This is a genomic window from Micromonospora sp. NPDC048169 (assembly GCF_040652815.1).
In the GTDB taxonomy this organism is placed as follows: Bacteria; Actinomycetota; Actinomycetes; order Mycobacteriales; family Micromonosporaceae; genus Micromonospora.
In genome coordinates this window covers 1-24,950 of the sequence record NZ_JBEZMS010000057.1, presented here as the reverse complement: position 1 = coordinate 24,950, position 24,950 = coordinate 1, and the positions used below count along the sequence as shown (strand labels likewise).

Annotated in this window: 21 protein-coding genes and 2 pseudogenes; 18 read left to right on the top strand and 5 right to left on the bottom strand. The window is 73.8% G+C overall.

The genetic code is table 11. The features are described from left to right. The first annotated feature begins 288 nt into the window (after positions 1–288). From ssd to AB0D28_RS28300, 7 genes and pseudogenes are all read left to right on the top strand, one after another. Positions 289–1,392 carry a septum site-determining protein Ssd gene (gene ssd, locus AB0D28_RS28330; RefSeq protein ID WP_357390718.1) on the top strand — a complete coding sequence of 368 codons (1,104 nt, stop codon included), beginning with the start codon at positions 289–291 and terminating at the stop codon, positions 1,390–1,392. Further along, positions 1,389–2,597, top strand: a complete 1,209-nt coding sequence (locus AB0D28_RS28325; protein ID WP_357390716.1) for a TadA family conjugal transfer-associated ATPase — start codon at positions 1,389–1,391, stop codon at positions 2,595–2,597. Before ssd ends, AB0D28_RS28325 begins: the two co-directional genes overlap by 4 nt. 341 nt (positions 2,598–2,938) lie before the next feature. Continuing rightward, positions 2,939–3,475: pseudogene (locus AB0D28_RS28320) on the top strand (hypothetical protein); the annotation flags it as partial. Next, a complete protein-coding gene (locus AB0D28_RS28315) occupies positions 3,475–4,203 on the top strand; it encodes a type II secretion system F family protein (RefSeq protein WP_357390714.1) in 729 nt (242 codons plus the stop codon). The pseudogene AB0D28_RS28320 and the gene AB0D28_RS28315, both read left to right, overlap by 1 nt. Before the next feature lie 23 nt (positions 4,204–4,226). Then, on the top strand, positions 4,227–4,394 hold the full coding sequence (locus AB0D28_RS28310) for a DUF4244 domain-containing protein (protein ID WP_013283643.1): 168 nt from the start codon (positions 4,227–4,229) through the stop codon (positions 4,392–4,394). Positions 4,395–4,447: 53 nt separating this feature from the next. Continuing rightward, entirely contained in the window at positions 4,448–4,882 is a 435-nt protein-coding gene (locus tag AB0D28_RS28305) for a TadE family type IV pilus minor pilin (RefSeq protein WP_357390712.1), read from the top strand. Next, positions 4,879–5,331, top strand: a complete 453-nt coding sequence (locus AB0D28_RS28300; RefSeq protein WP_357390710.1) for an Rv3654c family TadE-like protein — start codon at positions 4,879–4,881, stop codon at positions 5,329–5,331. The genes AB0D28_RS28305 and AB0D28_RS28300 overlap by 4 nt, the downstream gene beginning before the upstream one ends. Positions 5,332–5,378: 47 nt before the next feature. On the opposite strand, the gene AB0D28_RS28295 is transcribed toward AB0D28_RS28300, so the two are convergent. The 3 genes from AB0D28_RS28295 to AB0D28_RS28285 form a co-directional block, all read right to left on the bottom strand. Continuing rightward, on the bottom strand, positions 5,379–5,957 hold the full coding sequence (locus tag AB0D28_RS28295) for a hypothetical protein (RefSeq protein ID WP_357390708.1): 579 nt from the start codon (positions 5,955–5,957) through the stop codon (positions 5,379–5,381). Positions 5,958–6,216: 259 nt separating this feature from the next. Next, complete coding sequence (locus AB0D28_RS28290; protein ID WP_357390706.1) at positions 6,217–6,423, bottom strand: hypothetical protein; 207 nt, start codon at positions 6,421–6,423, stop codon at positions 6,217–6,219. 292 nt (positions 6,424–6,715) lie between these two features. Then, on the bottom strand, positions 6,716–9,172 hold the full coding sequence (locus tag AB0D28_RS28285) for a DEAD/DEAH box helicase (RefSeq protein WP_357390704.1): 2,457 nt from the start codon (positions 9,170–9,172) through the stop codon (positions 6,716–6,718). 124 nt (positions 9,173–9,296) lie between these two features. Between AB0D28_RS28285 and AB0D28_RS28280 the strand changes: the two genes are divergently transcribed. From AB0D28_RS28280 to topA, 6 genes are all read left to right on the top strand, one after another. Beyond that, the gene (locus tag AB0D28_RS28280) at positions 9,297–9,647 is read left to right on the top strand and encodes an STAS domain-containing protein (protein ID WP_357390702.1); all 351 of its coding nucleotides are present in this window, start codon (positions 9,297–9,299) and stop codon (positions 9,645–9,647) included. Then, entirely contained in the window at positions 9,647–10,084 is a 438-nt protein-coding gene (locus AB0D28_RS28275; protein WP_357390700.1) for an ATP-binding protein, read from the top strand. The genes AB0D28_RS28280 and AB0D28_RS28275 overlap by 1 nt, the downstream gene beginning before the upstream one ends. Positions 10,085–10,400: 316 nt before the next feature. Beyond that, positions 10,401–12,752: a sodium-translocating pyrophosphatase gene (locus AB0D28_RS28270; protein ID WP_357390698.1), complete on the top strand. Its 2,352-nt coding sequence runs from the start codon at positions 10,401–10,403 to the stop codon at positions 12,750–12,752. A 101-nt stretch (positions 12,753–12,853) separates the two neighbouring features. Then, complete coding sequence (locus AB0D28_RS28265; protein ID WP_357390696.1) at positions 12,854–13,396, top strand: hypothetical protein; 543 nt, start codon at positions 12,854–12,856, stop codon at positions 13,394–13,396. After that, the gene (locus AB0D28_RS28260) at positions 13,387–13,995 is read left to right on the top strand and encodes a hypothetical protein (RefSeq protein WP_357390694.1); all 609 of its coding nucleotides are present in this window, start codon (positions 13,387–13,389) and stop codon (positions 13,993–13,995) included. The genes AB0D28_RS28265 and AB0D28_RS28260 overlap by 10 nt, the downstream gene beginning before the upstream one ends. Before the next feature lie 267 nt (positions 13,996–14,262). Further along, on the top strand, positions 14,263–17,091 hold the full coding sequence (topA, locus tag AB0D28_RS28255) for a type I DNA topoisomerase (protein WP_357390692.1): 2,829 nt from the start codon (positions 14,263–14,265) through the stop codon (positions 17,089–17,091). 47 nt (positions 17,092–17,138) lie between these two features. Here topA and AB0D28_RS28250 read toward each other — a convergent pair whose 3' ends face one another. Continuing rightward, positions 17,139–18,443: a D-arabinono-1,4-lactone oxidase gene (locus AB0D28_RS28250; protein WP_357390689.1), complete on the bottom strand. Its 1,305-nt coding sequence runs from the start codon at positions 18,441–18,443 to the stop codon at positions 17,139–17,141. 228 nt (positions 18,444–18,671) lie between these two features. On the opposite strand from AB0D28_RS28250, the gene AB0D28_RS28245 reads away from it, so the two are divergent. Continuing rightward, entirely contained in the window at positions 18,672–19,247 is a 576-nt protein-coding gene (locus AB0D28_RS28245) for a TetR/AcrR family transcriptional regulator (RefSeq protein WP_357390720.1), read from the top strand. 64 nt (positions 19,248–19,311) lie between these two features. On the opposite strand, the gene AB0D28_RS28240 is transcribed toward AB0D28_RS28245, so the two are convergent. Next, entirely contained in the window at positions 19,312–20,520 is a 1,209-nt protein-coding gene (locus tag AB0D28_RS28240; RefSeq protein ID WP_357390687.1) for an amino acid deaminase/aldolase, read from the bottom strand. Positions 20,521–20,737: 217 nt separating this feature from the next. Here AB0D28_RS28240 and tmk point away from each other — a divergent pair, with 217 nt between their 5' ends. From tmk to AB0D28_RS28220, 4 genes and pseudogenes are all read left to right on the top strand, one after another. After that, the gene (gene tmk, locus AB0D28_RS28235) at positions 20,738–22,894 is read left to right on the top strand and encodes a dTMP kinase (RefSeq protein ID WP_357390685.1); all 2,157 of its coding nucleotides are present in this window, start codon (positions 20,738–20,740) and stop codon (positions 22,892–22,894) included. Next, positions 22,891–24,186, top strand: coding sequence for a DNA polymerase III subunit delta' (locus AB0D28_RS28230; protein ID WP_357390683.1), 1,296 nt, complete (start codon positions 22,891–22,893; stop codon positions 24,184–24,186). The genes tmk and AB0D28_RS28230 overlap by 4 nt, the downstream gene beginning before the upstream one ends. 131 nt (positions 24,187–24,317) lie before the next feature. Then, positions 24,318–24,647, top strand: coding sequence for a YbaB/EbfC family nucleoid-associated protein (locus AB0D28_RS28225; RefSeq protein WP_013473591.1), 330 nt, complete (start codon positions 24,318–24,320; stop codon positions 24,645–24,647). 1 nt (position 24,648) lies between these two features. Further along, positions 24,649–24,855: pseudogene (locus AB0D28_RS28220) on the top strand (hypothetical protein); the annotation flags it as partial. Positions 24,856–24,950: the final 95 nt, after the last annotated feature.

Sequence of the window (24,950 nt, the reverse complement as noted above, 5' to 3'; positions counted from 1 at the left end):
ACCCGCTTCGACAAACTCGCCGTGCGCTACGCGGCCACCGTGCACGTCGCCGCCATCAACGAATGGCTGTGACCGACTTCGACACAGGCCCTAGAGGAGGTCAACGACGGTCTCTGGCGTCAACGGCAGACGGTCCACTCGACACCTTCGTCTCGGGCGCATAGCAGATCAACCGGCGTACCGAGGTCTGTCCACAACCCTCTCGGTTGTCCACAGGGCACCGGTCTCGCACCGTCCGGCCGGGCAGGCTGCACCCGGCACGTCCGAGTCCGACCGATGGAGGCCGCCATGCCGCCCCGTACCCCGCTTCCGCCGTACCGTCGTCTGCCCCTGCTCGTCACCTCCGACGGCGACCTCCTCGACGAGCTGCTGCGACTCGCGGCGGCCGGCGGCACCGAGGTCGAGCTGGCGGCCGATCCGGCCGCCGCCCGGGCCCGCTGGGCCCCGGCGCCGCTGGTGCTCGTCGGCGCCGACCAGGCGGCGGCCTGCCTGCGGGCACGCCTTCCCCGCCGCGCCCGCACGGTCCTGGTCGGTCGCTCCGGAGAGCTCGATCCAGGTACGGAGTTGGCCGAACTGATCGGCGCGGAGCACGTCGCGACGCTGCCGGCGGCCGAGCCCTGGCTGGTCGACCGATTCGCCGAATGCGTGGCCGGGCCGGCGGGCCCGGGGCCGGGCCGGGTGGTGGCGGTGCTCGGCGGGCGGGGAGGCGCCGGGGCCAGCGTGCTGGCCGGTGGGCTCGCCGTCACGGCGGCCCGGTCCCGGCTGCGCACGCTGCTGGTCGACGCCGACCCGCTCGGCGGCGGTCTCGACCTGGTGCTCGGGTGGGAGCAGCTCGACGGGTTGCGGTGGCCCGAACTGGCCGGCACGGACGGGCGGGTCGACCCGCCGTCGCTGATCCGCGCGCTGCCCAGCCGAGGCGATCTGGTGGTGCTCTCCTGGGACCGGGGCGACCTGCGGCACCTGCCGGCTGAGGCGATGGCCGCCACAGTGGACGCCGGACGGCGAGGGCGGGATCTGGTGGTGCTCGACCTGCCCCGGCACCTCGACGACGCGGCGGTGATCGCGCTCCAGGCCGCCGACCGCGCTCTGCTCGTCGTACCGGCCGAGCTGAGGGCGGCGGCCGCGGCGGCCCGGGTCGCCGCTGTCGCCGCGCCACACTGCATCGACCTCTCGGTCATCGTGCGCGGCCCGGCGCCCGGTCGGCTCCGCGCGGCCGAGGTGTCCCGGGCGCTGGGCCTGCCGCTCGCCGGCACGCTGCGACCCGAGCCGGGACTGTGCCGTGGGCTGGAGCGGGGCGAGGCGCCGGGCGCGAGCGGGAAGGGGCCGCTCGCCGCGCTCTGCCAGCGGCTCGTGGACGAGATGATCGGCTCGTCGGCGGCTGGTGCGGCGTGACCACGCCCGAACCGGGGGAGCTGGCCGCCCGGGTCCGGCACCGGTTCGCCGCCGAGGCCACCCCGGTCACGCCGGCGGCCATCGTCTCCGCGGTACGCGCCGAACCGGCGGCGGCGGTGCTCGGTGACACCACGCTGCTGCGGATCGCCGACCGGGTGCACGACGACCTGGTCGGCGCGGGTCCACTGGCGCCGCTGCTCGCCGACCCGCAGGTCACCGACGTGCTGGTGAACGGGGTCCGAGTCTGGGTCGACAGAGGGCGGGGACTGCGTCAGGTCGCCGTGCCGCTGGGCACGCTCGACGACGTACGCCGCCTGGCGCAGCGCCTCACCTCGGCGGCCGGGCGGCGGCTGGACGACGCCTCCCCGTACGCGGACGCGCGGCTGCCCGACGGCACCCGGCTGCACGCGGTGCTGCCTCCGGTGGCGACCGACGGGCCCTACCTGTCGCTGCGTACCTTCCGGCAGCGGCCGTTCACCCTCGACGAACTGGTCGAGCGGGGCACCGTGTCCCGGCCGGTCGCCCCGCTGCTCGTCGCAGTGGTGGCCGCCCGCCTCGCGTACCTGGTCAGCGGCGGCACCGGCTCCGGAAAGACCACGCTGCTCAACACGTTGCTCGGGCTGGTGCCCGGCACCGAGCGGATCGTGCTGGTGGAGGACGCCGCCGAACTGCGCCCGGTGCACCCGCACGTGATCGGGTTGCAGGCGCGCACCGCGAACGTCGAGGGTGCCGGTGCCGTCGGGCTCGGCGACCTGGTACGGCAGGCGCTGCGGATGCGGCCGGACCGGCTGGTCGTGGGCGAGTGCCGGGGCGCCGAGGTGGTCGACCTGCTCGCCGCGCTGAACACGGGCCACGACGGCGGGGCGGGGACGCTGCACGCGAACGCCCCTGCCGACGTCCCGGCCCGGCTGGAGGCGCTGGGGATGCTCGGCGGTCTGCCCCGGCTCGCGTTGCACGCCCAGGTCGCCGCCGCGTTGCAGGTCGTCCTCCAGCTTCGCCGTACCGGCGAGGGACGCGTACTGGACTCCATCGGCCTGCTGTTGCCCGACGGGCCCGACCGGGTGGTGACTGTGGTCCCGGCATGGGTACGCGGCCGAGGGCTCGGTCCGGCGGCCCGGACGCTCGCCGGACTGGTGCGGGAGCGGGGAGCGCCGGTGCCGCCGATCCTCCAGGCGGCGTGGCCCGCGTCGGCGGAGCCGTCGTGACCGGCCACCTCTGGGCGGCGGTCCTGCTGCTGGCCGCCGCGGCGGTCGCCGTCGCCTGGCCGGTACGTGCCGGTCGCGCCCGGCGGCTGACGGTCCTGGGCACGCCGGATGAGCGGGTGGAGGCTGGACGTCCAGCGTCGCCGGAGCTACCGCTCGACTCCGTGTCGAAGGCGTCCGCCCGCCCGTCCGGTCGTGGCCGAGGGCCGCGTCGACCCGGTGCCGGGCGTCGCGTTCCGGTGTCGCCGTCGGCGCTGGCACGTCGGATCCGGCGGTGGGCCGCCGTCCCCGGGATGTCCGCCGGACGCGTGCTGCCCGCGGCGGCGCTGTGCGGGGCCGTGGCCGGGGCGTTGCTCGGTGGCCCGGTGGCCGCCGTGGTGCTCGCCACCTACGGCGTGCTCGCGGCTCGGGCGGTGCTGCGCCGGCGTACCCACCGGGCGGCCGCACTCGCGCACCGCCGCGACCTGGACCGGCTGGCCGCCGTCGCCGCAGACCTGCGGGCCGGGCTACCTGTCGACGGCGGTGCCGACGCCGGTCCGGGACGCGTCGCCCGGCTGGCCCGCGCCGCCGGAAGGCTGGCCGACCGGACCGGCGCGCCGCTCGCCGACCTGCTGGAACGGATCGAGGCCGACGCCCGCGCCGCCGATCGGGGCCTTGCGGCTGCCGCCGCCCAGGCCGCCGGGGCGCGGGCGACCGCCTGGCTGCTCGCGGCGCTGCCGCTCGGCGGGATCGGTCTCGGCTACGGCATCGGGGTCGACCCGGTGGCGGTGCTGCTGCACACGCCGGTGGGCGCCGGTAGCGCGATCGCGGCGGTCGTGTTGCAGGTCGGCGGCCTGCTCTGGGCCGAGCGGCTCGGCGTCACGCCGGGACGGGCCGCCTGATGGCACGGCAGGTGCTGGCCGCCGTTTGTCTCGGCGGTGCCGCGTCGTTGCTGGTCGTCGCCGGTCCGGTCGCCCGCCCGGCGCGGCGGCTGCGCCGGCTCGCCCCGGTGCCGACGCCGGCCCGCCCGGCGTGGTGGCCGGATCGGGTACGCCTCGGCGCGGCGCTGGCCGGCATCGCCGTGACGGTGGTGGTCGGCGGTGCGACAGGAGCGTTCCTCGGGCTGCTTGCCGGTGTCGCCGCCGACCGTCTGTTGCGCCGGATCGAGCCGCGCGCCGTCCGGGAACGGCGCCTGTGGGAGACCGCCGACCTGCCGCTGGCCGCGGATCTGCTGGCCGCCGCGCTGAGGGCGGGCGCACCGGTCGACCGCTCGGCGCTCGCCGTGGCCGAGGCGCTCGGCGGGCCGCTCGCGGACCGGCTCGGCCGGGTCGGCCGCACGCTGCAGCTCGGTGGCGGCCCCGGAGAGGCATGGGCGCACCTGAGCGGCGTCGCCGGGGCCGAACCCGTGGTCGCGGCGGCGGTCCGCTCGTCGAACAGCGGTGCCGCACTGGCTCGCGCGCTGACCCGGCTGGCCGACGACCTGCGTGCCGAACGGTCGACAGCGGCGGAGGCGGCGGCCCGCCGGGCGGGGGTGCTCATCGTGCTGCCGCTCGGGCTGTGTTTCCTGCCCGCCTTCATTCTCGCCGGTCTGGTGCCGGTGATCGTCGCCGTCCTCGGCGACGTGCTGTGATCCATCGAGAAGGGACGTACGACATGCGCAAGCTCCTCACCCGCCTGCGGGGTGACGCCGGCATGAACACCGCCGAGTACGCGGTGGGCACCCTCGCCGCGGTGGCCTTCGCCGGGATCCTGCTGAAGGTGCTCACCTCCGGCAACGTGCAGTCCGCGCTGACCGCCGTCATCGACCGGGCCCTGAAGTGACCGGGCGCCGGCGGGCCGGCCGTCACGGTCGGTGGCTGACCTCAGCGGTCCCGATGGGCGTATCGGCCGAGCCCGGCCCGTTCCGGGACGCCGCCAGCGCCCGGGCCGGGGCGGTGTGGCGGCGGTGGCGCTCGTGGGCCGCGTGCGAGCGGGGCTCCTTCACCGCCGAGTTGGCGGCCGGCCTGCCGGCGCTCATGATGCTCCTCGTCGCCGGTCTGACCGCGGTCAACGCGGTGGGCACCCGGGTCGCGTGTGTCGACGCGGCCCGGGAGGCGGCTCTCGCCGCGGCCCGGGGCGAGCCCGGTACGCCAGCCGGCACCCGGTACGCCCCGGACGGCGCGGAGGTGGCCGTGACTGTCGCCGGTGACCGCGTGACGGCGACGGTCCGGGCCCCGGTCCGGACGTTCGGTACGCGGCTGCCTCGCCTGGTCGTCTCGGGGGAGGCAGTGGCCGCAGTGGAACCCGGTGCGCCGGGGCCGGTGCCGTGAGCGCTGACGATTTCCCGGCCTGCTCGTCCTCCCGCTGGCCCGCCGCAGGAGGACCGCCGATCACGGGCGGGACGGTGAAGCGCGGGGAGCCCGGCGGCAGGTCCTCGGCGGACCGGGGCGGTGCCACCGTGTGCCTGCTCGCGATCGGGCTCGTGTTCGTGCTGGTCGGGGTGTTCGGTGCCGCGCTCGGGGCGGCCCGGTGCGCGCGGCATCAGGCCCGCAACGCGGCGGACTTCGGGGCGCTGGCCGGTGCCGGGCAGGTGCTCGACGGAACCGACGCCGCCTGCGGTCGCGCCGCCGACCTGGTCTCCGCAAACGGCGGCCGGATGACCGGGTGCCGGGTCGACGGGCTGGACCTCATCGTCACGGCGCGGGTACGTGTCGCACCGCTGCCGGGACTGACCCGGGACGCCGCCGCGACGTCCCGGGCCGGCCCGGCCCGGTCCTGACGGGCGGCCGCCAGTGCCGGGCCGAGAGCCGGGCCGGGGGCGGCGGGTCAGCGGGACTGGAGGGCGTCCAGTCCGACCGCCATGGCGATGACCAGTCGACGGTCGATCTGCGGGTGCTGGATCTCCACGGAGTACCGGTCCCGCAGCCCCCACTTCCGGTCGACCGAGAACACCGGCTGGCCGCCGGCCACGAAATCGAAGTGGTACGGCAGCCAGGAGAGCGAGTCGACGAACCGGCGCAGCAGCGCCACCGGCATGCTGCGCTCCTGCCCGGTGGCGGGCGGCAGGCCGGGCTGCTCGACGTGCCACGTCGAGCGCAGCAGCGACTGGGCGAAGTCCTTGCGGAACAGCCCGATGGGGTTGCCCGCGTGGTCGGTCACGTCGTAGGTGGCCCCGAGGTCGAGTCGCTGACGGGCCTTGAAACCGAGAAGGGGGTACTGCTTGGTGTCATCGGTGTAGATGGTCACCTGCTCCTTGAAGGCGAGCCGCTTCTGCTGCGCGAACGCGAGCAGCCCTCCTTCGGAGCCGTCGGGCGCCACCGAGTGCACCTCGTACTGGTTGACCATCATCCGGATCCGCTGACGGATGATGAATCGGTGCTGGGCCTGCAGGTTATCGGGCGACATCAGATCTCCTTCGAGGGGTCGCCGGAGTCTCGCACAGCAGGCCGACCGCCGCTGGCCCGATCACACCACCACTGCCCGGGTGGGCAGAACCCCATGCGGGACCTGCGCGCCGACACGTCGCGCAGGGTGTGCGCCGCCGCGCCGCAACCCGCCTGACCCGCCTGACCCGCCCGGCCCGGCGGACCCGCCCGGCCCGACCCGCCCCGGCCCGGCCCGCCGGGCTGCGGACCCGACGGGCGCGTCCGGGCAATGCCCAAGGTCAGCGGCCGCCGTCGACGGTGGCCTTCATCGCCCAGGTGTTCAGGACCTGATGGATGCCGCGCAGACGCTCGTTGATCTGCTCCAGCCGTTCCGCCTGGGCGAGGGTGGCCATCGCGGTGCCCAGCGCTATCTGCTGGTCGGGGGTGAGGTGTTCCTGGTCGATGGTGTAGAGCAGTTCGACGGTCTCGGCGATCGTGTCGGCCACGGCTGCACCTCCGGCGGGACGGGTCTCGGGTCACCTGTGCGCTACCGAAATGATGCATGGAAGCGCTCCCATACATCAATGCCCCGACCGCACCACGCTCATGCCTTCGTCCCACCGACCAGACACACCGGCCCGCTGCATGCCCTCCGAAATCGCGTGATCCGCACCGGTCGGCCGAAGTGATGAGATCCAGCGCCTTCCGATACCGCGACCCCCTCCAAGCGGCGGTCGAACCTCCGGCTGGTGGGTCGCCCGTCCGGCGGGCCGGCCTGCCGGCCGCGACCCGTGCGGGTCAGGCGGGTGTGCCCCCGGTCGCCGGAGCCGGGCGGGCCACCCGGTCGCCCTGGCGGGGCAGCGCCTCACCGCGCCCCACCTCCGGACCCAGGCCGCCGCCCGCGCCCGGGCCGCCCGCGCGACCGGCCGCGGCGAGGTTGGTCAGCACCACGTCGAGGACCTTCACCGCCTCCGGCTTGGCCAGCGGGTTGTTGCCGTTGCCGCACTTCGGGGACTGGACGCAGGACGGGCACCCGGTCTCACACCCGCATTCGGCGATCGCGTCCCGGGTGGCGCGCAGCCAGGCGGCGGCGGTGCCGTACGCCCGCTCGGCGAAACCGGCCCCGCCGGGATGCCCGTCGTAGACGAAGACGGTCGGCGCCTCGGTGTCCGGGTGCAGGGCGGTGGACAGCCCGCCGATGTCCCACCTGTCGCACGTCGCCATCAGCGGCAGCAGCCCGATGGCGGCGTGCTCGGCGGCGTGCAGGGCGCCCGGCACGTCGGCCGCCTCGACACCGGCGGCGCTCAGCGACCCGGGGGAGAGCGTGAACCACACCGCGACGGTGCGCAGCTCCCGCGCGGGCAGGTCGAGTGGCCGGGTGTCGATCACCTCGCCGGTCGCGATGCGCCGCCGCTGGTACGACACCACCTGGCTGGTCACGTCCACCTCGCCGAGGAAGAGGCCGACCGGTCCGGCGTCCACGTACGAGCGGACCGACACCACCGACAGCGAGGTGACGTCGCGGGCGTGGGTGGACCAGTCCGGCTCCTCGGCGTGCACCAGCGCGCACCCGTCGGCCAGGTCGAGCGAGTCGACCACGTACGAGACGCCCTGGTGCAGGTAGACCGCGCCGGTGTGCAGCAGGAAGTGCGCCGACCCGCCGTCGACGGTGCCGAGCAGCCGGCCGGTGGACTCCTCCACCACGCACACCGGTGCGCCACCCTCGCCGCGCAGGTCGACCTCGGGGCGTTCCCGGTGCCGCCAGTACCAGCCGGTGGGCCGCTGCCGCAGCGCCCCCGCCTCGACCAGCGAGTCCACCGCCTCCTTCGCGCCCTCGCCGAACAGGTCCAGGTCGGCCGGGGTGAGCGGGGACTCGTGGGCGGCGCAGGCGAGCTGCGGCGCGAGCACGTACGGGTTGGCCGGGTCGAGCACCGTCGCCTCGACCGGGCGCCCGAACAGCGCCTCGGGGTGGTGCACCAGGTAGGTGTCGAGCGGGTCGTCCCGGGCCACCAGCACGGCGAGCGCCTCGTCGCCGGAGCGCCCGGCCCGCCCGGCCTGCTGCCACAGCGACGCTCGGGTGCCGGGCCAGCCGCAGATCAGCACCGCGTCCAGCCCGACCAGGTCGACGCCGAGTTCGAGCGCGTTCGTGGAGGCGAGCCCGAGCAGGTCGCCGTGCAGCAGCGCCCGTTCCAGCTCGCGGCGCTCCTCGCGCAGGTAGCCGGCCCGGTAGGCGGCCACCCGGTCGCCCAGGCCGGGCACCGCCTCGTCGAGTGACCGCCGGGCGTTCGCGGCCACCACCTCGGCGCCCCGGCGGGACCGCACGAACGCCAGCGTGCGTACCCCCTCGATCACGCTGTCGGCGAGCAGGTCGGCGGTCTCGCGCAGCGCGGAGCGCCGGACCTGGACGAGGTCGGCGTCGGCGGACGAGTCCGTGGGCGGGAGCAGCGGCGGCTCCCAGAGCGCGAACGTCACCCCGCCGCGCGGCGACGTGTCCTCGGTGACGGCGGTGACGGGCAGGCCGGTGAGCCGCCCGGCCGCCGCCGCCGGGTCGCCCGACGTGGCCGAGGCCAGCAGAAACACGGGAGTACGCCCGAAGCGGGCGCACTGCCGCCGCAACCTCCGCAGCACGTGCGCGACGTGTGAGCCGAAGACGCCCCGGTAGGTGTGGCACTCGTCGACGACCACGTACGCGAGGCGGCGCAGGAACCCGGACCAGTGGGCGTGGCCGGGCAGGATGCCGTGGTGCAGCATGTCCGGGTTGGTCAGCACGAACCGGGAGTGCCGGCGGATCCACTCCCGCTCGGCGCGCGGGGTGTCCCCGTCGTAGGTGGCGGGGCGTACCCCGTCGAGTTCGAGACCGGCGACGGCGCGGAGCTGGTCGGCGGCGAGCGCCTTGGTCGGTGCCAGGTAGAGCACCGTGGCGCGCGGGTCGGCGAGCAGCGTGCTCAGTGCGGGAAGCTGGTACGCCAGGGACTTGCCGGACGCCGTGCCGGTGGCGACGACCACGTGCTGCCCCGCGTACGCCAGCTCGGCGGCCTCGGCCTGGTGCCGCCAGGGGGCGACGACGCCGCGCCGCGCGAACGCCGCCCGCAGTTCCTCCGGTGCCCACCCGGGCCACCCGACGGGTTCGCCGGCGCGGGCCGGTACGCGTTCGACGTGGGTGACCGGGTCGGAGCTGTGGCGCAGCCGCAGCCGGTGCAGCAGCTCACCCGGAGCACGCCGCGGGCCGGAGCTGTGGTCGGTCACGTCCTGCACTCTCGCACTGGTGTTCGGAATTGGGAACCGCAGGGTGGGGGTAAGGGGAGAGCCCTGGCGGTGACCCGAGGGGCCGCACGGGGAGATGGTTAGATGCCCAGGAGAGTTTACCGAGGAGGGGCCGATGGAGCTGTCGCTGGCGACCCGCGCCGTGGGGGAGCACACGGTGCTCGAGGTCGGCGGTGAGGTGGATGTCTACACCGCCCCCCGCCTGCGGGAACGGCTTCTGGAGCTGATCGACGGTGGGGCCCGCCACGTGGTGGTCGACCTCGGCCGGGTGGACTTCCTCGACTCGACCGGGCTGGGTGTGCTCGTCGGCGCGCTCAAGCGGCTGCGCTCGGCCGGGGGTTCCTTCGCGCTGGTCTGCGACAAGGAGCCGCTGCTCAAGATTTTCCGGATCACCGCCCTCGACCAGGTCTTCCCGCTGCATCCGACAGTCGAAGCGGCCATCGCCGCCGACTCCACCGGCGCGTGATGGCCACCGTCAAGCTGTCCTTCTCTCCGGCTCCGGTGCACGTGCGCACCGCCCGACTGGTCGGCGTCGCGGTGGCCCGGCGGGCCGGCGTACGCGAGGACCTGCTGGACGAGGTGCGCCTGGCCATCGGTGAGGCGTGCACCCGGGCGGTCGCGTTGCACAGGCAGTACGGCCTGGCCGAACCGGTGTACGTGGAGATGTCCGACGGCGGCGGCTACACGGTCCGGGTGGTCGATCGGGCCCCGATCGAGGCGGGTCTCGGCCTGGCCGCGCTCGGGCCGGACGAACTGGCCAAGGAGTCGCTCAGCGAGGACGCGCTGACCACCGGAGTGGGCTTCGCGCTGCTCGCCGGTTTCGTGGAGGATCTCCAGGTCCGCCCGGTCGACGAGGGCGTCGGCACCGAGGTGCGGATGTCCTGGCCGGCCGGCCGCGCCTGACCCGTTTCGCACACGCAGGCCGCGCTCCCGCAGGGGGTGCGGCCTCGTCGTATTGGTCGCGCCATATATCAGATTTCTTCGCATAACACAGTTGCGAAGATCATCGAGACACGGTGCCCCCTCGGTGTGACCTCCGCCACGCCAGAGGGCTACAGTACGCGGGTTGTCAGCAAGTGATCCCATCCCGTAGCCGGCGGGAACGGGAGCATCGCTGATCCGCCGGGGTGGGTCGGCGCGCGCTTGCGAGTCCGCATCCAGGCGTCGGCCCGTGCGTCTCCACGGGTCGGCGCGAGTTGTTCGGTACAGGAGGACATAGATGTCCGGGACCTTGGCCGCCGACGGCGGCGCACTGTCCCTTACCGGAGCCAACGTGACGTACGTCGTCATCGCCGCGGTCATCGCGCTGGTGGCGCTCGTCTTCGCGGCCGCCCTCACCAGGGCGGTCCTGGCGGCCGGTAAGGGAACCACCAACATGCAGGAGATCTCCGGCGCGGTGCAGGAGGGCGCGTCGGCGTACCTCCTGCGGCAGTTCCGCACGCTGGCGATCTTCGTGGTGATCGCCGTCGTGCTGCTCTTCCTGCTGCCGGTGCACGACACCGACGGCAACGAAACGCTGGTGAAGGTCGGCCGCTCGGCGTTCTTCGTGGTGGGTGCGCTGTTCAGCGCGTTCATCGGCGGCGCCGGCATGTGGCTGGCCACCCGCGCCAACCTGCGGGTGGCGGCGGCCGCCCGGGAGCGGGAAGGCGGGCGCGAGGGCGCCATGAAGATCGCCTTCCGCACCGGCGGCGTGGTCGGCTTCCTCACCGTCGGCCTCGGCCTGTTCGGTGCGGCGCTGGTCGTGCTGATCTTCCGGGGCGACGCGCCGACCGTGCTGGAGGGCTTCGGCTTCGGCGCCGCGCTGCTCGCCATGTTCATGCGGGTCGGCGGCGGCATCTTCACCAAGGCCGCCGACGTCGGCGCCGACCTGGTCGGCAAGGTCGAGCAGGGCATCCCCGAGGACGACCCGCGCAACGCCGCCACCATCGCCGACAACGTGGGCGACAACGTCGGCGACTGCGCCGGCATGGCCGCCGACCTGTTCGAGTCGTACGCGGTCACGCTCGTCGCGGCGCTGATCCTCGGCCGGGCCGCGTTCGGTGAGACCGGTCTGGTCTTCCCGCTGATCATCTCCACCATCGGCGTGCTGGTCGCGATCGTCGGCGTCTTCATCACCCGGCTGCGCGCCAGCGACCGCAACGGCCTCACCGCGATCAACCGGGCCTTCTACCTGTCCGCGCTGATCGCCGCCGTGCTCGTCGCGATCGCCGCGTTCGCGTACCTGCCGGCCACGTTCGCCGAGCTGGAGGGCGGGCTGACCGACGTCGACCGCAACCCGCGGCTGGTCGCCATCGGCGCGGTAGTGATCGGTATCGTGCTGGCCGCCGCGATCCAGGCGCTGACCGGCTACTTCACCGAGACCAACAGGCGCCCGGTGCAGGACATCGGCAAGAGCTCGCAGACCGGCGCCGCCACCGTCATCCTCGCCGGCATCAGCGTCGGCCTGGAGTCGGCCGTCTACTCGGCGCTGCTGATCGGCGCCGGCGTGTTCGGCGCGTTCCTGCTCGGCGGCAGCTCGCTCACGCTGTCCCTGTTCGCCGTCGCGCTGGCCGGCACCGGCCTGCTCACCACGGTCGGCGTCATCGTCGCGATGGACACGTTCGGCCCGATCTCCGACAACGCGCAGGGCGTGGCGGAGATGTCCGGCGACATCGACGAGCACGGCGCGCGGACGCTCACCGAGCTGGACGCCGTCGGCAACACCACGAAGGCGATCACCAAGGGCATCGCGATCGCCACGGCGGTGCTGGCCGCGACCGCGCTGTTCGGCTCGTACACCGACACGCTCAAGACGGCGTACGCGGACGCGACCGGGAATCAGGACACCACCGCGCTGATCGACGAGCTGCTGAACGTCGCCAACCCGCGCAACCTGGTCGGCCTGATCATCGGCGCGGCCGTGGTCTTCCTCTTCTCCGGCCTGGCCATCAACGCGGTCTCCCGCTCCGCCGGGGCAGTGGTGATGGAGGTACGCCGCCAGTTCCGCGAGCTGCCCGGCATCATGGACCGCACCCAGCGGCCCGAGTACGGCAAGGTCGTGGACATCTGCACCCGGGACGCGCAGCGCGAGCTGATGACCCCCGGCCTGCTGGCCATCCTGGCCCCGATCGCCGTCGGCTTCGGCCTCGGCGCGGGTGCGCTCGCCGCGTACCTGGCCGGTGCGATCGGCGCGGGCACGCTGATGGCGGTGTTCCTGGCCAACTCCGGCGGTGCCTGGGACAACGCCAAGAAGCTGGTCGAGGACGGCGCGCACGGCGGCAAGGGTTCCGACGCGCACTCCGCCACGGTCATCGGCGACACCGTCGGCGACCCGTTCAAGGACACCGCCGGCCCGGCGATCAACCCGCTGCTCAAGGTGATGAACCTGGTCTCGCTGCTGATCGCACCGGCCGTCGTCGCCTGGAGCGTGGGCGACGACAAGAACAACCCGCTGCGCATCACGATCGCCGTGGTCGCCGCGCTGATCATCGCGGGGGCCGTGGTGTTCAGCAAGCGCAAGGGCGTGGCGATGACCGACTCGGACAGCGACGCCGGCACCCCGGACCAGCGTCCGGAGACGGTGAACGCCTGATCGCACGCGACGGTTCCCGGCCGGCCCCGGCCGGCCGGGAACCCCGCACCCGGCAAACCTGACCGGTGGCGGTTCCGCCCGGAGGTCGTACGCTGCATCGCATGCGTACGCGCCGGGCGGCAACCGCCGGAAAGCTCACGGTGGTCCTGGCCACGCTGGTCCTCGTCGTCACCGGGTGCGGTGGCGGTCCCAGCCCCCGGGTGTGGGCCGCGTCGGTGTGCCAGGCGCTCGCCCCGTGGCGCGCGGAGATCTCCAAGCTGACCAGCAGCACGCAGCAGCAGATGACCGCGCAGACCACCCCGGCGCAGGCCAAGGAGAACCTGGTCCGGCTGTTCGCCGGGGCCGAGCAGGCCAGCGAGGACGCCCGGCGCAAGGTCGAGGAGGCGGGCGTGCCCGAGGCCGAGCGCGGCGCCGAGGTGTCCGCCGGGTTCCTGGGGTCGCTGGGCAAGATGCGCGACGCGTACGGCCGGGCCCGGGACTCCATCGACCGGCTCGACACCGCCCAGGCCGGCCCGTTCTACGACGGCGTGCGCGCCGCAGTGGACACGCTGAACAAGGAGTACGACGCGAGCGCGCTGGACACCAGCAAGCTCAACTCGACAGAGCTGAAAGAGGCCTTCGACGAGGTTCCGGAGTGTCGCTGACCCCTCCCACCCCGAACCCCGCCCGCCAGCCCTCGCTGTTCTCCACCGAGGCGGCCGATCCGGCGCTGGCGGATCTCGCCGGCCTGCTCGCCGGGCCGGGTGAGGTGGGGCGGATGGGCGGCACCGCCCGGATCTCGGTGGTGGTGGACGCCGCCTGGCGGGTGCACGTGCTGGTGGCCGAGCTGGGCGCCCGGGGCGTGCCGGCGAGCTGGGAGCCGGCCGAGGACGGCCGGCACCGGGTGCGCACCGCGTACACGAGCATGCTGGCGCCGCTCGCGCGGGCCTGGCTGCGCGGCGCGGTGAAGCGGCCACCGGCCCGCTTCCACCTGGACGGGCGACGGCTGCGGCTCTGGGTGGCCGCCGCCGGCACGGCCGAGCCGGCCGGTTTCCGGCTGGGGCTCGGACCGGCCGACGAGCCGTCCTGGCCGGTGGTCCGCGCCGCGCTGGCGGCGGTGGGACTGCCGGCCGCGTTCGTGGAGCCGGACGAGGGCGGGCCCGCGTTCCGGATCGGCGCGCGGCGGATGTCCCGGCTCGCGGAGCTGGTGGGGGAACGGCCGGCGACGGCGCCGGTGGCGGAGTGGCCGGGCTCCCGAGGATGACAGCCGGTGTCCGAAGCCTGACACCCGGCTACGGATCCGCCGGAGTGCGCGATCGTCACAGTGACACGCCTGCCGCCCTACCCACGGTGTACCGTGACGCCGTCCGGCAGGGTGCGGCCGGCGGGCACCGGGAGGGCGGCCCGTTTGCCGCCCACGAAACCCGGAACGCGGACGGCGCGTTACGTTGGACATCCGGACCGCGTGTGGGCCGGGTGGCGCAACACGGCCCGAAGCGGGCATGGCGTAGGAGTGAGGTCGGGGAGAGACGTGCCGAGCAACGCTGGAACCACCCGTCTGGTCATCGTCGAGTCACCGGCGAAGGCCAAGACGATCTCGGGCTACCTCGGCCCGGGGTACGTCGTGGAGGCCAGCTTCGGCCACGTCCGGGACCTGCCCCGCAACGCCGCCGACGTCCCGGCGAAGTACAAGGGTGAGCCGTGGGCGCGGCTCGGCGTCGACGTCGACAACGGCTTCCACGCGCTCTACGTGGTCTCGCCCGACCGTAAGCAGCAGATCAGCAAGCTGGTGAAGCTGGCCAAGGAGGTCGACGAGATCTTCCTGGCGACGGATGAGGACCGCGAGGGCGAGGCCATCGCCTGGCACCTGGTGGAGACGCTCAAGCCCAAGGTGCCGGTCAAGCGGATGGTCTTCCACGAGATCACCAAGCCGGCCATCCAGGCCGCCGTGGCGAACCCCCGGGAGATCGACCGTGACCTGGTCGACGCCCAGGAGGCGCGGCGCATCCTCGACCGCCTCTACGGCTACGAGGTCTCGCCGGTGCTGTGGAAGAAGGTCATGCCGAAGCTGTCGGCGGGCCGGGTGCAGTCCGTGGCGACCCGGATCGTGGTCGAGCGGGAGCGCCAGCGGATGGCGTTCCGGACCGCCGAGTACTGGGACATCCTGGCCACGCTCGCGGTGGCGAAGCCGGGCGAGGGGCCGCGGACGTTCAACGCCACGCTCGTCGCGCTGGGCGGCGACCGGATCGCCACCGGCAAGGACTTCGAGCCGACCACCGGCCGGGTGCGGCCCGGCGCGGGCGTGGTCCACCTCGACGAGGGCGGCGCCCGAGGGCTCGCGGCCCGCCTGGCCGACCGGCCGTTCACCGTCACCCGGGTCGAGGAGAAGCCCTACCGCCGCCGCCCGTACGCGCCGTTCATCACCTCCACGCTCCAGCAGGAGGCGGCCCGCAAGATGCGGTTCTCGTCGCAGCAGACGATGCGCACCGCGCAGCGCCTGTACGAGAACGGCTACATCACCTACATGCGTACCGACTCGGTGAACCTGTCCGAGACGGCCATCGCGGCGGCCCGTCGGCAGATCGTCGAGCTGTACGGCGAGCGCAGCGTGCCGCCGGAGCCCCGCCGCTACACCGGCAAGGTGAAGAACGCGCAGGAGGCGCACGAGGCGATCCGCCCGGCCGGCGACAACTTCCGCACCCCCGGCGAGGTGGCCAAGGAGCTGTCCGCCGAGGAGTTCAAGCTCTACGAGCTGATCTGGCGGCGCACCATCGCCTCGCAGATGACCGACGCGGTCGGCTCCAGCGTGTCGGTGCGCATCCGCGCCGTCTCCTCCGCCCAGGAGGAGGCCGACTTCGGCGCGACCGGCAAGACCATCACCGATCCCGGCTTCCTGCGCGCGTACGTCGAGTCCAGCGACGACGAGAACGCCGAGGCGGAGGACGCCGAGCGGCGGCTGCCCACGCTGGTGAAGGACCAGCCGCTGACCGCCGACGAGCTGACCGCGCAGGGCCACCACACCCAGCCGCCCGCCCGCTACACCGAGGCGTCGCTCGTCAAGGCCCTCGAAGAGCTGGGCATCGGCCGGCCCTCCACGTACGCGTCGATCATGCAGACGATCCAGGACCGCGGGTACGTGGTGAAGCGCGGCCAGGCCATGATCCCGTCGTTCCTGGCGTTCGCCGTGATCGGGCTGATGGAGCGGCACTACCCCCGCCTGATCGACTACGACTTCACCGCCAGCATGGAGAACGAGCTGGACGAGATCGCCGGTGGCGACCACGCCGCCGTCGACTTCCTCACCTCCTTCTACTTCGGCAGCACCAACGGCACCGGCGACCAGGCCATCGCGCACGCCGGTGGCCTGAAGAAGCTGGTCACCGAGAACCTCAGCGAGATCGACGCGCGCAGCGTCAACTCCATCCCGCTGTTCACCGACGACGAGGGCCGCGAGGTCGTCGTCCGGGTCGGCCGGTACGGGCCGTACCTGCAGCGGGCGCTGCCCGGCTCGGTTTCGGGCTCGGCCCCGGCCCCGGCCTCGGGTTCGGCCTCTGGTGAGGGTGAGGAGGGCGGCTCGCAGGGTGACCGGGCGCCGATCCCGGAGGGCCTGGCGCCGGACGAGCTGACCCCGGAGAAGGTGCACGAGCTGTTCCTCGGCGGTGGCGGCGAGCGCAAGCTCGGCGACGACCCGTCCACAGGCGAGCCGATCCTGCTCAAGTCCGGCCGGTTCGGCCCGTACGTGGCCAGCGGCGAGCGCAAGTCGTCGCTGCTGCGCTCGCAGACGCCGGACAGCCTCACCCTGGAGCAGGCGTTGCAGTTGCTGCGCCTGCCCCGGCTGATCGGCGTGGCGCCGGACGGCACCGAGGTGTTCGCCAACAACGGCCGCTACGGCCCGTACGTCAAACGCGGTGACGAGTTCCGCTCGCTGGACTCGGAAGACAAGATGTTCACCGTCACGCTGGACGAGGCGCTGGCGTTGCTGGCCGCTCCGAAGACGCGCCAGCGCCGGGCCGCCGCGCCGCCGCTGCGGGAGATGGGCAACGACCCGCTCACCGAGAAGCCACTGGTGATCAAGGACGGGCGCTTCGGGCCGTACGTCACAGACGGCGAGTTCAACGCGTCGCTGCGGCGCGGGCAGACACCGGAGGAGCTGACGCTGGAGCAGGCGTCGGAGATGCTGGCCGAGAAGCGCGCGAAGGGCCCGGCCCCGAAGAAGAAGGCCGCTAAGAAGGCCGCCCCGGCGAAGAAGACAACGGCCGCGAAGAAGACGACCGCTGCGGCGAAGAAGACGACCGCGGCGAAGAAGGCCCCCGCGAAGAAGGCCGCTCCCAAGAAGGCGACCTCAACCCCGAACGAGTGATCTTGGAAGGAAAGGGCCCTCATGAGGGCCCTTTCCTTCCAAGATCTTCAGGAGCCTAGGACCTGGGCCAAGTACGGGTTCTGGAAGATGTGGGCGGGGTCCAGGCGGGCGCGGACGGACTGGAAGTCGGCGAATCTCGGGTAGGCCCTCGCCAGGGAGTCCGCGTCGCGCCAGTGCATCTTGCCCCAGTGCGGGCGGCCGCCCAACTCGGTCGCCACCTGCTCGAACGCCCGGAAGTACGGCTCGTACGGCATGCCCACGTACTGGTGCACGGCGATGTACGCGGAGTCCCGCCCGTACGAGTGGGACAGCCAGATGTCGTCGGCGGCGGTGAAGCGCACCTCGACCGGGAACAGCACCTTGAACGGCAGCCGGTCCACGATCCGGCGTAGCTCGGTCAGCGCGGTGGGCAGCGCCTCGCGTGGCAGGCCGTACTCCATCTCCACGAAGCGGACCCGGCGCGGGGTGCAGAACACCCGGTCGGAGCGGCCGGTGTAGGTGCGTTCGGTGAGCGCGCGGGCGGAGACGGCGCTGATCGTGGGCGCGACGGCGGGTACGGCCCGGCCGAGGCGGCAGGCGCCGGCGAAGACAGTGTTGGAGAGGAACTCGTCGTCGAGCCAGCCGCGCCAGCGGGGCAGCGGCTGGTCGTCGGCGGGTACCCGGTCGTTGGTCTTGACCTGTACCCGGTCGGTGTACGGGAACCAGTAGAACTCGGCGTGGTCGTGCGCCTCGTACAGGCCGGGAAGGTCGTCGAGCACCTCGGCGAGCGGGGCCGGGCGTTCGTGCGCGCGCAGCACGAACGCGTCCACGCAGCGCAGCGTGACCTCGACCAGCACGCCCACCGCGCCGAGCCCGACGCGGGCGGCGTCGAACACGTCGCGGTTCTCCTCGGCCGAGCAGCGCAGCACCTCGCCGGTGCCGGTGACCAGCGTCAGCCCGGCCACGAATGTGGACAGGCAGCCCAGTTTCGCCCCGGTGCCGTGGGTGCCGGTGGAGAGCGCGCCGGCGATGGTCTGGGCGTCGATGTCGCCGAGGTTCGGCATCGCCAGCCCGTGTCCGGCGAGCAGATCGTTGAGCGTGTGCAACGTCATCCCGGCCGGTACGGTGACCAGGCGGCGCGTCACATCTACTGTGACGTCCGTCTCCAACTCGGCGAGGTCGATCCGGTGCCCGTCGGCGACGGCGGTGGCGGTGAACGAGTGGCCGCTGCCGGTGGCGCGGATGGTCCGGCCTGCCGCGGCGGCCTGGCGGACCGCCTCGACGACGTCGGAGACGCTACGCGGACGCACGGTGAGGAGCGCGGTGCTGTGCTGGTTGCCGGCCCAGTTGGACCAGGTGGGGGTACCGGTCATGACGGCCACTCCTCGACATGAATATGAAGTGAATTCATATCAGGAACGTTGTGCCTGGTAAATACCGCAATCGAGCCCGGCTCGTTGTACCGGTAGTCACAGACTCGTGACGTGCAGATATGTTCATCCGTCGAAGGGGGGTGGCGCCGAGTGTCCACACCAGCCGCCACGACCGGGCCGCTGCGTCGGGTACCGGTGCAGGGTCGAAGTGTCGCGCGGGTCCAGCGGATGCTGGACGCCTGCGCCGAGCTCGTCGACGAGGTGGGGTACGAAGGGCTGACCACGACCCTGCTCGCCGAGCGCGCCGAGGTGGCGATCGGGTCGGTCTACCAGTTCTTCCCGGACAAGCGGGCGATAGTGCAGGCGCTGACGCTGCGCACCATGGAGTCCTACCTCCAGCGGCTCGACGAGCGGTTCGCCTCGGACGACCTGACCTACTGGTGGGACGGCGTCGACGCGGCGATCGACGAGTACATCTCGATGCACCGCACCGTCCCCGGCTTCCGTACCCTGCACTTCGGCGACGTGGTCGACCTGCACCTGCTGGACGACCAGCGGGACAACAACGGGGTCATCGCGGAGCAGCTCGCCCGCGTACTCACCGAGCGTTTCGGCCTGGCCGGGGTGCCCGACCTGCGGTTCCACCTGGAGGTCGCGGTGGAGGCCGCGGACGCCCTGATCAAGCTGGCGTTCCGCCGCCGCACCGACGGCGACGAGCGGGTGCTGGTCGAGGCGAAGGCGCTCATCCGGGAGTACCTGCACCGGCAGGTGAACGCCCTCCCGGAGGCCGCCCACCAGGGCTGAGCGACACGGTGAACGGCGGGTTGCCGAGGCGCCGGGGCCCGCCGTCGTCACGTGGTGGAGCAGATCAGAGGAAGGCGTGCCCCTCGCCCCGGTAGGTCGGCACGGTGGCGACCACCGCGTCCCCCTCGACCAGGTGCACCTCGTTGACGTGCTCGCACAGCTCGCCCGCCTTGGCGTGGCGGAACCACACCCGGTCGCCGACGCGCAGGTCGTCGGCGGCCTTCCCGGCCAGCGGGGTCTGCACCTCACCGGCGCCCTCAGCGCCGAGCAGCTTCAGCCCGGCCGGCAGCCACGGCCGTGGCAGCCGGCTGTCCGCCGCCGGGCCGGAGGCGATCCAGCCGCCGCCGAGCACCGTCGCCAGCCCGGGCGCCGGGCGGCGGACCACCGCGCAGGCGAAGAACGCCGCCGGGGTCGGCTGCCAGGCACGGTACGCGTCGAACAGCGTCGGCCCGTACAGGCCGGAACCCGCGGTGACCTCGGTGACCGCGGGGTCGGCGCTGGTGGCGGCCACGCTGCCGGTGCCGCCGCCGTTGACGAACTCCAGGTCGGCGTGCTCGCGTACCGCGCTGACCGCGGCGAAGCGGCGCGCGAGCAGTTCCCGGTACGACCCGCGCTGCGCGACCCGGATCGCCGAGCCGAGCATCGCCTGTCCGGGCGGCGCGTCGCCGAGGCCGGCGATCTGTGCCTCGTACGACATCAGGCCGACCAGCCGGAAGCCGGGCCGGCCGGCGACGACGGCGGCGAGCGTGCCGGCCGCCGTGGCGCTGTGCACCGGGGAGCGGCGCACGCCGACGTGCACCCGGCCCCCCAGCGGGCGCCAGGAGGCGTCCAGGTCGAGGCAGATCCGCAGCGCGGGCCGGCGCGCGGGCGGGCACACCCGGTCGATCAGGTCGAGCTGTGCGGCGTCGTCGACCATCAGCGTCACCGCGTCGGCGAGCGCCGGGTCGGCGGCCAGTTCGGCGAGGCCGCCGCGGTGCGCCGTCGGGTACGCCACGAGCACGTCGTCACTCACGCCGGAGCGGACCAGCCACAGCGCCTCGGGCAGCGTGAAGGCCATCACGCCGTGCCAGCCGGGACGCTTGAGCGCCCGGGTCAGCAGCTCCCGGACCCGTACCGACTTGCTCGCCACGCGCAGCGGCTTGCCGCCGGACCGGCCGGCGAGCGCCTCGGCGTTCGCGTCGAACGCGGTGAGGTCGACCACGGCGTACGGCGGGTCGAGGTGAGCGGTCGCCCGGTCGAGACGATCGCGAGTTTTGTCACGGTCGATGGCCACGTCTGCACGCTAACTGTCTGGACGGCAATGCGAAATACCCTCGCGTCTGTCCGGGCTGCGGCCGGTGGTCTCAGCGGCCTAGGCTCGGCGAGCAGGTGAATGTCGCGGGGGACGACCTCTCCTGCGCGACTAGAGTGTTCCACCGGGGATGCCCAGACCTGGGCCGGCACGTGGAGGTACGGCCATCGAAAGCCAGAACAGCGGCGAGTCGCCCGGCGTGTCGTCGCCCGGGACAGCCGCCGACCACTCGGGTCTCAGCGCCATCCGCTCGGTGCTGCGCATCCGGCCGTTCCGCAGGCTGTGGATCGTGCTCAGCGCCGCCTCCTTCGGCGACTGGCTCGGCCTGCTCGCCACCGCGCTCTTCGCCGCCTCCCAGGTCTCCGGCAGCACCGCCCAGGGCGCCGCGTTCGGTGGCGTGACCGCGATCCGGCTGCTCCCGGCGCTGGTGCTCGGCCCGGTGGCCGGCGTGTTCGCCGACCGGTTCGACCGCCGGTGGACCATGGTCATCTGCGACCTGCTGCGCTTCGTGCTGTTCGCCTCGATCCCGCTGTACGCGCTCACCGGCGCGGCGGGCGGGCTGGTGGTCGGCTGGGCGCTGATCGCCACGTTCCTGATCGAGTCGATCACCCTGCTGTGGATCCCGGCCAAGGAGGCGGCGGTCCCCAACCTGATCCCGCGTACCCGGCTGGAGGCGGCGAACCAGCTCACGCTGATCACCACGTACGGCCTCACGCCGGTGGCCGCGGCCGTCGCCCTGGCCGTGCTGACCCGCGGCCTGCCCAGCGCGGTCGGCGGCAACCTGCCCGACTGGGCCGAGCCGGCCCAGCTCGCGCTCTGGTTCAACGCCTTCTCCCGGCTGGCCACCGCGCTGGTGGTGGCGTTCGGGATCAAGGAGATCAGCCAGGCCCAGCGCGCCGAGGCGGAGCGCACGGAGCAGAGCATGTTCCGGCAGTTCTCCGAGGGCTGGAAATACATCGGCCAGACCCCGCTCGTCCGCGGCCTGGTGCTGGGCATCTTCGGCGCGTTCGCCGGCGGCGGCATCGTGGTCGGCACCGGCAAGTTCTTCGCCAACTCGCTCGGCGCCGGTGACGCCGCGTTCTCGCTGCTCTTCGGCGCGATCTTCGTCGGCCTGGCGCTCGGCATCGGCCTCGGGCCGATGATCGTGCGGGACATGTCCCGCCGCCGCTGGTTCGGCATGAGCATCGTGCTCGCCAGCGCCTCCGTGCTGGTGCTCGCCTTCGCCATCCACCTGTCCATGGCCATCCTCGGCGCGATCCTGGTCGGCGCGGGTGCCGGCATGGCGTTCCTGGCCGGCACCACGTTGCTCGGCGGCGAGGTGGCCGACGAGGTACGCGGCCGGGTCTTCGCCGTGGTGCAGATCGGCACCCGGCTGGTGCTGATCCTGGCCATCGCGCTGAGCAGCCTCCTGGTCGGTGTCGGCGGCTCCCGCCAGCTCACCATCGCCGACCTGGGCATCTCCATCTCCTCGACCCGTCTGCTGCTGCTCGCAGCCGGCGCGGCCGGCATCATCGCCGGCATCAGCGCGTTCGGCCAGATGGACGACAAGAAGGGCGTACCGGTCCTCGCCGACCTGTGGGGCTCGATCCGGGGCCGTCCGCTGATGCCGGCCGAGCCGTTCGTCTCCAGCGGCCTGTTCGTGGTCTTCGAGGGCGGCGAGGGCGCGGGCAAGTCCACCCAGCTCGCCGTGCTCGCCGAGCGCCTGCGGGCGCAGGGCCGCGACGTGGTGGTCACCCGCGAGCCGGGCGCCACGCCGGTCGGCGAGCGGATCCGCTCCCTGGTGCTGGGCACCGCTCCCGACGAGGCACCGTCGCCGCGCGCCGAGGCGCTGCTCTACGCCGCCGACCGGGCGCACCACGTGGCCACCGTCGTCCGCCCGGCGCTGGTGCGCGGCGCTGTGGTGATCAGCGACCGGTACGTCGACTCGTCGCTGGCCTATCAGGGCGCCGGCCGGACGCTTCCGGTGGACGAGGTCTCCTGGCTCTCCTCCTGGGCCACCGGCGGCCTCAAGCCCGACCTGGTGGTGCTGCTCGACGTCGAGCCGCGTACCGGCCTGAACCGGGTCGAGGGCCGCAACGAGGGCACCGACCGGCTGGAGGCCGAGTCGCTGACGTTCCACGAGCGGGTCCGGTACGCCTTCCTCGACCTGGCCGCCGGTGACCCGAAGCGTTACCTGGTCCTCGACGCCTCCCGCCCGGTGGACGAGATCGCCGAGGCGGTGGCCGGCCGGGTGGGTGAGTTCCTCGCCGATCCCGGCGGGATCGTGCACCCCCGTCCGGCGCAGGGCCCGGACACCTCGGTCCAGCCCGAGTTATCCGACGCGGAGCTGGTGACGATGGAGCAACCCCGAAGATGACAGACGTCTTCGGCGATCTGGTCGGGCAGGACGAGGCGGTGGCCACGCTGCGGCGGGCCGCCGCCTCGGCCGCCGCGCTGCTGCGCGCCGCCGCGTCGGTGACCGTCCGCGCGGGCGGGCCGGCCGGCGGGTACGACGACCTCGACGCGCTCGCCGAGGACTACGACGGCGATCCGGCTCCGGTACCGGCCACGCAGGCCGATCCCGGCGCCGGGATGACCCATGCCTGGATCTTCACCGGCCCGCCCGGATCGGGCCGCTCGGTGGCCGCCCGCGCGTTCGCCGCCGCGCTGGAGTGCGTGCACGGCACCGGGTGCGGCAGCTGCCCCGGCTGCCACACCACGCTCACCGGCACCCACGCGGACGTGCGGGTCGTGGTGCCCGAGGGCCTGTCCATCGGCGTCAACGAGATGCGCGCGCTGGTGCTGCGGGCGGCCAGCGCGCCGTCCGGCGGCCGGTGGCAGATCGTGATCATCGAGGACGCCGACCGGCTCACCGAGGCCGCCGGCAACGCGCTGCTCAAGGCGATCGAGGAGCCGCCACCGCGTACCGTCTTCCTGCTCTGCACCCCGTCCACCCACCCGGACGACATCTCCGTGACCATCAGGTCGCGGTGCCGGGTCGTACCGCTGCGGCAGCCGCCGGCGACAGCGGTGGCCGAGGTGCTGGTGCGCCGCGACGGGATCGCGCCGGACGTGGCCGAGTGGGCCGCCGCGGCGGCGCAGGGGCACGTGGGCCGGGCCCGGCGGCTGGCCCGCGACCCGGAGGCCCGGCAGCGGCGGGACGCGGTGCTGGCCGTACCGCGCCGGCTGACCGGCGTGGGCGCGGCGTTCGACGCGGCCTCGGCGCTGATCGAGGCCGCCGAGGCGGAGGCCGCCGCGTCCGTCGCGGAGATCGACGAGGCGGAGCGTACGGCGTTGCAGACCGCGCTCGGCGCGGGCGGCACCGGCCGGGGCGCGGCCGGCGCCATGCGCGGCGCGGCCGGTCAGCTCAAGGACCTGGAGAAGCGGCAGAAGTCGCGGGCCACCCGTGCCCAGCGGGACGCGCTCGACCGCGCCCTGGTCGACCTGGCCGGGTTCTACCGGGACGCGCTCACCATGGCGCTGCGGGCGCCCGTCGCCCCGGTGCACGCCGACACCGCGTCGCTCGCCGGGGCGGGCGCGCAGAAGTGGGACGCCGAGGGCTCGCTGCGCCGCCTGGAGGCGGTGCTTGAGTGCCGCGCGGCGATCGAGGCGAACGTCAAGCCGCGGATCGCCGTGGAGGCGATGATGCTGGCCCTCTGGCGCGGCTGAGCCGGGCCCGTCCGCGCTGTCCACAGGGCATCGACACGCGCGATTGAGGTGCGGTACGGTCCGGTGATGCCGTGGTGATCGTGGCGGCACGCTCAGTGAGGGTTGGCCGACCGGCCGGGAGGAGTCCGCCGATGCCGCGGGGCGAGATCGACGAGGCCTGGATCGAGGAGGCGGTGCGGCGCTACCGCCGGATCGAGAACCTGCAGGCCGAGTTCGACCAGGCGGTCGCGACGGTCGAGGTCACCGTCCGCTCGCCCGACGGGCTCGTCGAGGTGGTGGTGACCGCCGGTGGGCGCATCACCGACGTGCGTTTCCTCGGCCCGCTGCACCACCGCAGCCCACGCGACGTGGCCGGCTCGGTGCAGGCCGCGGTGACCGCTGCCGCCGACGCGGCCCAGTGGGCGCGCGAGAAGCTGCACAACGAGACGTTCGCGGCCTACCGGCCGCTGGCGGGAGCCTGACATGGAGACGCTGCGTGCCCTGGCCGCCCGTCTCGACGAGGCCGGCGCGACCCTCGCCACGCTGGCCCGCACGGTGACCGCCACCGACCCGCCGCACCCCGCGTTCGGCGCGGACGCCGCCGGCCGCCCCGGCGAGGTGGGCCGCGCGCTGCACCGCCAGTGGATGCTCGCCACCGCCGACCGGGCACGCGAGGCGCAGGCCGCCGCCCCCCCGTGGAGAACTTCGCGCGGCTGCTGAAGGAGAGCTGGGCCCTGGTCGAGGAGGAGCGGGAGCGGCTCAGCGGTCATTTCTACGCCCGGCTG